General features: G+C 72.6%; 7 protein-coding genes and 1 pseudogene. All 8 read left to right on the top strand.

Going from position 1 to position 8075, the window contains the following annotated elements; translation table 11 throughout:
• Positions 1-33: 33 nt before the first annotated feature.
• A complete protein-coding gene (locus tag ACFU6K_RS23080) occupies positions 34-435 on the top strand; it encodes a pyridoxamine 5'-phosphate oxidase family protein (RefSeq protein ID WP_049652217.1) in 402 nt (133 codons plus the stop codon).
• Positions 436-1146: 711 nt separating this feature from the next.
• Positions 1147-2178 carry a TauD/TfdA family dioxygenase gene (locus ACFU6K_RS23075; RefSeq protein ID WP_380665884.1) on the top strand — a complete coding sequence of 344 codons (1032 nt, stop codon included), beginning with the start codon at positions 1147-1149 and terminating at the stop codon, positions 2176-2178.
• Positions 2175-3989: an amino acid adenylation domain-containing protein gene (locus ACFU6K_RS23070; RefSeq protein ID WP_380665882.1), complete on the top strand. Its 1815-nt coding sequence runs from the start codon at positions 2175-2177 to the stop codon at positions 3987-3989. Before ACFU6K_RS23075 ends, ACFU6K_RS23070 begins: the two co-directional genes overlap by 4 nt.
• Positions 3986-4756, top strand: coding sequence for a thioesterase II family protein (locus ACFU6K_RS23065; RefSeq protein WP_380665880.1), 771 nt, complete (start codon positions 3986-3988; stop codon positions 4754-4756). Before ACFU6K_RS23070 ends, ACFU6K_RS23065 begins: the two co-directional genes overlap by 4 nt.
• Positions 4753-5253, top strand: a complete 501-nt coding sequence (locus ACFU6K_RS23060; protein ID WP_380665879.1) for a cobalamin B12-binding domain-containing protein — start codon at positions 4753-4755, stop codon at positions 5251-5253. The genes ACFU6K_RS23065 and ACFU6K_RS23060 overlap by 4 nt, the downstream gene beginning before the upstream one ends.
• Positions 5250-6545, top strand: coding sequence for a methylaspartate mutase (locus tag ACFU6K_RS23055; protein ID WP_380665877.1), 1296 nt, complete (start codon positions 5250-5252; stop codon positions 6543-6545). Before ACFU6K_RS23060 ends, ACFU6K_RS23055 begins: the two co-directional genes overlap by 4 nt.
• A gap of 93 nt (positions 6546-6638) precedes the next feature.
• A complete protein-coding gene (locus tag ACFU6K_RS23050; RefSeq protein WP_380665875.1) occupies positions 6639-7640 on the top strand; it encodes an asparagine synthetase A in 1002 nt (333 codons plus the stop codon).
• Positions 7637-8075: pseudogene (locus ACFU6K_RS23045) on the top strand (hypothetical protein); the annotation flags it as partial. The gene ACFU6K_RS23050 and the pseudogene ACFU6K_RS23045, both read left to right, overlap by 4 nt.

Here is an 8075-nt window from a genome sequence, read left to right as displayed (position 1 = left end):
CGACCGTTCCCCGGGGGCCGTACGATCGCGGGCATGGCCCACGACCCGCGCGACCTCGACGAATCCTTCCTCGCCTTCTGGCGGGAACGGCACATCTCCACGCTGACCACCACCCGCCCGGACGGCACGCCGCACGTGGTGCCGGTCGGTGTGACGTACCAGCCGGAGACGGGGACCGCCCGGGTGATCACCAGCCGCACCAGCCGCAAGGCCCGCAACGTCGCCGAGGCCGGGCCGGAGGGCCTGCGCGTCGCGGTCTGCCAGGTGGCCGGGGCCCGTTGGTCGACCCTGGAGGGCGTGGCGGTCGTCCGCGAGGAGCCCGAGCAGGTCGCCGAGGCGGAGCGCCGGTACGCCGAGCGCTACCGCGAACCGCGGGTCAACCCGGACCGGGTGGTCATCGAGATCGCCGTCGACCGCGTCCTCGGACGGGCCTGATCGCAGCCCGTTCCGGAAGCCGAACTCCGGCTTCTGGTACCGGCGTTGCCGCCGTTGCCGGACGGGCGACGGCGGCGCCCGCCGTCCTCAGCACGGAACTGCCTCACACGGTGAGGGAATCGTCACTGTCGGTGACGTGAATGCGACATTAAGATTCCGAACTTGCCTCTGCTGCTTCTTCCACGGCGGCGCATTGATGTGATCTGATTGGCGGTGCACGCTCAAAGCGAGGCGATGGGGGAGTACTGCACCCGCCTCGGCAACTCGGGGGAACGACACCGGGTGCGCGATTCCGCCGCACCTGAAGGTGAGCACTCGGGAGGGGGGAATGGATCGGTGTGCGGGTGTGCCGGACGGCAGCCCGACGTTCTCCGACTGGAGCTGCGGTACCGGTAGTCCGCGCGTGCGGCCGGGGCTGGCCTGACGGTCCGGGGTAGCGGCTTGTCGACGCCTTTTCGGGCGTTGCGGAGCCGGCCTCTTGGGCTGCCCATTCACCGCCGCCGATGGCGGAAAACAGCGACACCCCGCCGAACCGTCCTGCTGTCGGCCCTTGATTCGGGCCGCGCGAATTTCCCGGCGACCCGGCACGGCGACCCCCGCGGGTCGATCACCGTGTTCTCGGGTCAGAGGTTCTGATCACGATTCAACTTGCCCTGGGGTGACCACGGAACCACGCCGTGGCGCTCCGTCATGAGGAAGGTGCATCGAGTCATGTCTTCTGCAAGCACCGCGCCACAAGAACTGGACTGGACCCTCGAAGAGGGCAAGCCGGCGACCCTCGTCGTCCCTCGATTCGAAGGCGCCGAAGCGGCCTGCGCGTGGCTGAACGCGCTCCTGCCCGACCTCCGTACCGCGCTTCAAAGGTACGGCGCGCTGTACCTGCGCGGCCTCCCGGTCGCCTCCGTCGAGGACTTCGCGCTCGTCCGGGACGTCCTCATCCCGCAGCGGACGCCCTACCGGGAGAAGGCGACGCCGCGCAGCAGCTTCGGCAACGACGTCTACTCGTCCACCGACCTGCCGCCGGCCCAGTCGATCCGGATGCACAACGAGAACAGCTACACCCTGACGTTCCCCGGGCTCCTGATGTTCGCCTGCCTCATCGCTCCCGAGGAGGGCGGGGCGACGCCGGTGGCGGATTGCCGGGAGGTCCTGCGGCACCTGCCCGCCCCCCTGGTCGAGCGCATTCGCTCCCACGGCTGGACCCTGCACCGGAGTTACTCCGAGCACATCTCCGTGAGCTGGGAAAAGGCATTCGCGACCGAGCGCCGCGAGGAGGTCGAGCAGTACTGCTCGGAGAACCTGATCTCCTGCCGCTGGGACGGCGAGGGAAATCTGAAAACGGTGCAGCGGCGGCCCGGTATCGTCCGGCACCCGGCGACCGACGAGGAGGTCTGGTTCAACCACATGGCCTTCTGGAATTCCTGGTCATTGGACGAGGAACTCCGCGAGACGCTCGTGGACGAATTCGGGGCGGACGGCCTGCCGTTCGAAACCGGCGTGGCCGACGGGAAGCCCCTGACCCGGGACGAGCTCGACACCATCAACGCCGCCTACGCCGAGGCCACGGTGCGCCGGACCTGGCAGCCGGGCGACGTCATGCTCGTCGACAACGTGCTCACGGCGCACGGCCGCGACCCGTTCCGGGGCGACCGGAAGATCGTCGTCGCGATGGGAAACCCCGTCGAACTCGACGACTGCCGGCCCACCGTGGCGGCCTCGGCGGAGAGCGGCGGTGCCGCGTGAGCATCACCGAGGAGCCCCTGGCCCCGTCGACCCGGACCGCCCCCGTCGACCCGATGGTCCGCTTCCGGCGGGCGGTCGAATCGACCCCGGATCGGATGGCCGTACGCGGGACCGACCGGACCCTGACCTTCGCCGAACTCGACCGGAACGTCCGGCAGTTGGCCGGGCAGCTGGCCGAGCGTGGGCTCGGCCGCGGCGCCCGGGTGGGCGTCAGCATGCACCGCGGCGCGGACCTCGTCGTCGCCCTGCTCGCCGTGTGGCGGATCGGTGCCGCCTACGTGCCGCTGGACCCGGCCTACCCGCAGGAGCGGCTCACCCACATGGTGACGAGCGCCGGCCTGCGGACCGTCCTGGCGGAGCCCGGCAACGGGCCGTCCTGGCCCGCCGGAGTCGACGTCCTCACCCTCGCGGACGCCCTCTCCGCGCCGGCCACGGCCGCGGACGCGCCGGCGGCGCAGGCCTCCCCGGCCGACCCGGCGTACGTGATCTTCACCTCCGGCTCGACCGGGACGCCCAAGGGCGTCGAGGCCACCCGGGGCGGCGTGGCCGCGCTCGCCGCGGACCTGGAGGACGCCGGCTTCTACGCCGACCGGCCGCGCGTGGTGGCCTGGAACGCGAGCATCTCCTTCGACGCCTCCGTCCAGCAGTGGGCCCGGATCTGCCGGGGCGACAGCATCGTGGTGATCGGCGAGAACGAGCGCACCGACCCGGCCGTGCTGCGCGCCCTGCTCGACGAGCACGCCGTCGACGACCTGGACCTGACGCCCTCGCACTGGGAGGTGCTGCGCGAGGCCCTCCTCGCCCCCACCGCCGACGGCCGCGTGCTGCGGCTGTTCATGGGCGGCGAGCCGGTGCCCGCCGAGGTCTGGCGGGAGCTGGGCGAGGCCCGCGCCGCCGGGACGGTCGAGGCGATCAACCTGTACGGCCCCACCGAGTGCACGGTGGACGCCACCGCGGGCTGGATCACCGGCGAGGGCCCGCACATCGGCCTCCCGCTGCCCGGGTTCACCGCCCACGTGCTCGACGGGCACCTGCGCGCCGCGCCCGTCGGCGAGCCGGGCGAGCTCTACCTGGCCGGACCCTCCGTGACCAACGGCTACGTCGGCCGGCCCGCGCTGACCGCGCAGCGGTTCGTCGCCGACCCGGACGGCGCCGGCCGCCGGATGTACCGCACCGGCGACCGGGTGCGGCTGCGCCCGGACGGCGCCATCGACTACCTCGGCCGGGTCGACCGGCAGATCAAGATCCGCGGCTACCGGGTGGAACTGGGCGAGATCGAGGCCGCGCTCGCCGCGCACCCGGGGGTCAGGACCGCCGCCGTCGTCCTGCACGTCACCGCGACCGCCGGCGACCAGCTGGTCGGGTACGTCGTCCCGGAGGGCGGGAACGCCCCGCACGCCCGGGAGCTCCAGGAGCACCTGGGCGGCCTGCTGCCGTCGTTCATGGTCCCGTCGGCCTTCGTCACGCTGGAGGCCATGCCGCTGAGCGTGAACGGCAAGGTGGACCACCGGGCCCTGCCCGCCGTGGACGAGGCCCTGTGGGCCGACGGCGGACCGGAGGCGGGGGACGAGCCGCAGGGCGAGTTCGAGACCCTGATTGCCGGCGTGTGGTCCGAGGTGCTCGGCCGGCAGCGGATCAGTCCCACCGACAACTTCTTCTCGCTGGGCGGCCACTCGCTCATCGCGCTGCGCGTCATCGGCCGGCTGAAGAAGCAGTTCGGCATCACCGTGTCCACGAAGGAGGTCTACCAGCACCCCGAACTGCGCGGGCTGGCGGCCTTCGTGGAGTCCCGTCGGACGGAGGGCAAGTGAACACCGCACAGGACACCACCGTCATCAGCATCCGGCGCCCGGAGGGGGCCGCGCTGACGCTGATCTGCCTGGGCTTCTGCGGCGGCGGGACGGCCTCCTACCACCTGTGGAGCGACGCCGTGCCGGCCGACATCGCCCTGTCGGCGATCTGCTACCCGGGCCGGGAGGGCAGGTTCCTGGAGGACTTCGCCACCGACTGGGAGGAACTGGCCCAGGACGCCACCGCGGCCGTGCTGTCCGCCGTCGACGGCCCGTACGTGCTCTTCGGGCACAGCATGGGCGGCTGGATGGCCTTCGACGTCGCCGCGCGGATCGAGGGCGCCGGCGGGCCGCTGCCGCTGAACCTGGTCGTCTCCTCGGCCAACGCGCCCGCCCGGGGGCTGACGCCCCGCGACATGTTCCCGTCCCAGCAGGACGACGACGACGGCCTGCTGCTCTGGATGAAGACCCACGGGCTGATGCCGGCGCACGTCCTGGAGGACCCCGAACTCCAGGAGATGGCCGTCGAGTTGATGCGCGCCGACATCCGGGTCCGGGACACCTTCCGGTACACCGAGGGTGCCACCGTCAGCATGCCGGTGCAGATGCTGTCGGGTGCCGACGACGACGTCATCGAGGCCACCGCGGGCGAGCAGTGGCGCGCGCTGGCCCTGGGCGAGTACCGCCACGACGTCCTTCCCGGCGGGCACTTCTACACCCCGGAGGTCTGGAAGACCCTGCCCTCCAGGATCGCCGCCCTCGACCCCCGCGAGAGGAGCCGACGGTGAGCACCGACGCCACGCTCGACGTGATCGTCAGCGGCACCGAGTCGGACTCCCACACCTGGAACCTCGTCTTCCTCCAGCTCCAACTGGAGGACTGGGGACACCGGGTGCGGAATCTCGGCCCGTGTCTGCCGGGCGCGGAACTGGCGGCGGAGTGCCGGCGCGGGGCCCCCGACCTCATCGTGCTCAGCAGCGTCAACGGCCACGGCGAGAGCGACGGGCTGTCCGCCGTCGCGGAGCTGCGCGCCGTCCCGGAGCTCGCCGACACGCCGATCGTCATCGGCGGGAAGCTCGGCACGGGCAGGCAGCTGCGGGCCGGGCCGGGCGGCGGGGGCGGCGAGTCCATGACGCGCCGGCTGCTGAACGCCGGGTTCTCCGCGGTCTTCCACGAGTCGGCCGGACTGCCGGAGTTCGAGCGGTACGTCTCCGCCCTCGGCGCCGTGCGGGCGGGGCGGGCCGGCCGCATCCTGGAGGAGCTCCGCGCCGCCCCCACGCCATGAACGACGCGCCGGTCAACGCGTTCGCCGACTTCGTCCGACGGTCGCACGCCCGGGGCGACCTGGTGGTGCAGCCGCGGATGGGCTTCGGCGACCCGCTGGCCATGCGGGAGGGGCTGGTCGCCGTCAAGGCGGCCAACGCCACCACGGTCGGCACGATCACCCTGGACAGCTACACCCGGCTCGGCAAGCTCGCCGACGCCCGGCGGGCCGTCGACGGGGGCGGCGACCTCAACGGGTACCCGATCAGGACCCACCCCCCGGCGACCAACCGGGGGGTGCTGGCGGGCGTGCGCGAGCGCGACTTCCCGGTCCAGGTGCGGCACGGGTCGGCGAGCCCCTACGGCATCATCGCGGCCTCGCTGGAAGCGGGGCTCGACACCACCGAAGGCGGCCCGGTCTCCTACTGCCTGCCGTACGGCCGCCTGCCGCTGCGCGAGGCGGTGCGGAACTGGGAACGGTCCTGCGAGCTGATGGTCCGGGCCCGCGACCGCGAGGTCGAACCGCACGTCGAGACCTTCGGCGGCTGCATGCTCGGCCAGCTCTGCCCGCCCGGCCTGCTGGTGGCGATCAGCGTCCTGGAGGGCCTGTTCTTCCGCCAGCACGGACTGCGCAGCATCTCGCTGAGCTACGCGCAGCAGACCAACGCCGAGCAGGACCGGGAGGCGGTGCTGGCCCTGCGCCGGCTCGCCGGCCTGCTGCTGCCGGACGTCGACCGCCACATCGTGATCTACAACTACATGGGGGTCTACCCCGCCACCCGCTCGGGCGCCCTGCTGCTGCTGGAGCAGGCCGCCGAGCTCGCGGTGCGCACCGGGGCGGAGCGGCTCATCGTCAAGACGGCGGCCGAGGCGCACCGCATCCCCACCGTCCGGGAGAACGTCGAGGCCCTGGAGATCGCGGCGCTCGCCGCCCAGAACGCGGGCGGATCGGCGCCGGCCGACACCGGGGCGGGCAGCGAGGTCCTGGACGAGGCGACCGCGCTCGTGGACACCGTCCTCGGCCTGAACGCGGACGTGGGCGCCGCCCTGGTGGAGGCGTTCGCCCGGGGACTGCTGGACGTCCCGTACTGCCTGCACCCGGACAACGCCGGGCGGGCCAGGAGCTACATCGAGTCCGACGGGCGGCTGCGCTGGTCGCACACCGGCGCCCTGCCCGTACGGCCGCACGGGCGGTCCGCCGGCGACCGCTCGATGAGCGCGTCGGAGCTGCTCCGGGCCCTGTCCCACGTGGCGCGGTCGTTCGACGAGCGCGCCGCCACCACGCTGGACCGGCTCCCCGGGATCCCCGGCTGAACCGCCTGCCGCAACCGCAGGACCAGAGACCGCAGAAACCAGAGACCGCAGGACCAGAGACCGCAGGACCAGAGAACCGAAGGAAGAGACCCCTTGACCAGCGAGTTCGAGTCTGCACGGCCCGGTGCACTGCCGGACCACCTCAAGAACCCCGTGACCCGGTCCGTGCTGCGGATCCAGAACCAGATCGTCCAGGCGGGCCGCGAACTACTCCTCGGCGAGGGGTTCGTGGAGCTGCTGCCGCCGATCATCGGACCGGTGACGGACCCGGGCGGCCGGGGCGCCAAGCAGGTGGACGTCGACTTCTACGGCCACCGCTACAAGCTGATGACCAGCGCGATCCTCTACAAGCAGGCGTCGCTGCTCGCCTTCGACAAGGTGTTCTACGTCGCGCCGAACGTCCGGCTCGAACCCCTGGAGACCGCGAACATCGGCCGCCACCTGGCGGAGTTCCACCAGTTCGACGTGGAGATCGCCGGCGCCACCCAGCAGGACGCCATGGGGGTGGCACAGTCCATCGTGACCGCGGCGGTCGAGCGCGTGGTGCGGACGCTGGGCGACGACCTGGACGCCCTGGGCCGCGATGCGGACGCCTTCACCCCGCTGCTCACCCGCGACGCCCCGTTCGAGCGGATCAGCCACGGCGACGCGATGGCCGAGCTGGCGCGGCTGGGCCACGAGCAGAACCACGACGCCGAGATCGACTGGCAGGGCGAGGGCCTGCTCTCGCACAAGTCCGACGCGCCGTTCTTCATCGTCGACTACCCCAAGGGCTCGCGCGGCTTCTACGACCGCGAGGACCCGCGGCGCCCGGAGGTCCTGCGCAACTTCGACCTCATCGCCCCCGAGGGCTTCGGCGAACTGATCAGCGGCAGCGAGCGGGAGTTCGACTACGCGCGGATCATCGCCCGGATGCGGGAGAGTGGCGAGAACCCGGCCAAGTACGAGTGGTACCTGAAGATGGTCCGCGAGGGGATCCCGGGCAGCGCCGGTTTCGGAATCGGCATCGAGCGGCTCACCCGCTACGTCGCCGGACTGGACGCGGTGTGGCAGGCCACCCCGTTCCCGAAGGTCCCCGGGGTGGTCTCGCCGTGAGCGGGGTGCTGAGCGCCCCGGGGTTCCCGGAGGCGGCGATCCGGTCCCGGGCCAGGGAGGGCGCCGCCCGCGCGTTCCCCCCGACGGACGGCTACGGCCTGACGCTGTTCGGCGCCGGCGGCACGGGCGGCGACGCGGGCGGCGGCACGGGCGGCAACGCGGGCGGCGACGCGCAGTCGGCGGCGACCCGAGGCGGGGACGCGCTGGACGCGATGCGCCTGGTCCCGCCGGTCTTCGTGCCCCAGCGGCTGGAGAAGCTCACCGACCTGGCCCGCGAACCGCTCTACGGCGACGTCGAACTCGCCACCGACATCGGCGGGTTCCGGTCGTCGCTGCCCGTGTACGTGTCGGCCTTCGGCTCCACCCAGGTCGCCTCCTCCGGACTGGGCCTGGCGGCCAGCCGCCAGGCCGGGCGCCTGGGCATCCCGCTGGTCA

It is taken from the genome of Kitasatospora sp. NPDC057512, assembly GCF_042802135.1.
Lineage (GTDB): Bacteria > Actinomycetota > Actinomycetes > Streptomycetales > Streptomycetaceae > Kitasatospora.
This window is presented reverse-complemented; position numbering and strand designations above follow the sequence as displayed.